This is a genomic window from Escherichia sp. E2661 (genome assembly GCF_004745185.1).
Lineage (GTDB): Bacteria > Pseudomonadota > Gammaproteobacteria > Enterobacterales > Enterobacteriaceae > Escherichia.
In genome coordinates, this window is sequence record NZ_PDIG01000085.1 from 1 (window position 1) to 875 (window position 875).

At 49.3% G+C, this 875-nt stretch carries 1 rRNA gene; it reads left to right on the top strand.

The annotated features are described in order from the left end of the window. Nucleotides 1-157: 157 nt before the first annotated feature. A 23S ribosomal RNA gene (locus CRI63_RS23765) occupies nt 158-875 on the top strand; the annotation flags it as partial.

Sequence of the window (875 nt, forward strand, 5' to 3'; positions counted from 1 at the left end):
AATACTCAGATTACCTGCAAAGGTTCATGCGAAGTTTTGCTCTTTAAAAATCTGGATCAAGCTGAAAATTGAAACACTGAACAACGAAAGTTGTTCGTGAGTCTCTCAAATTTTCGCAACACGATGATGAATCGAAAGAAACATCTTCGGGTTGTGAGGTTAAGCGACTAAGCGTACACGGTGGATGCCCTGGCAGTCAGAGGCGATGAAGGACGTGCTAATCTGCGATAAGCGTCGGTAAGGTGATATGAACCGTTATAACCGGCGATTTCCGAATGGGGAAACCCAGTGTGATTCGTCACACTATCATTAACTGAATCCATAGGTTAATGAGGCGAACCGGGGGAACTGAAACATCTAAGTACCCCGAGGAAAAGAAATCAACCGAGATTCCCCCAGTAGCGGCGAGCGAACGGGGAGCAGCCCAGAGCCTGAATCAGTGTGTGTGTTAGTGGAAGCGTCTGGAAAGGCGTGCGATACAGGGTGACAGCCCCGTACACAAAAATGCACATACTGTGAGCTCGATGAGTAGGGCGGGACACGTGGTATCCTGTCTGAATATGGGGGGACCATCCTCCAAGGCTAAATACTCCTGACTGACCGATAGTGAACCAGTACCGTGAGGGAAAGGCGAAAAGAACCCCGGCGAGGGGAGTGAAAAAGAACCTGAAACCGTGTACGTACAAGCAGTGGGAGCCTCTTTATGGGGTGACTGCGTACCTTTTGTATAATGGGTCAGCGACTTATATTCTGTAGCAAGGTTAACCGAATAGGGGAGCCGAAGGGAAACCGAGTCTTAACTGGGCGTTAAGTTGCAGGGTATAGACCCGAAACCCGGTGATCTAGCCATGGGCAGGTTGAAGGTTGGGTAACAC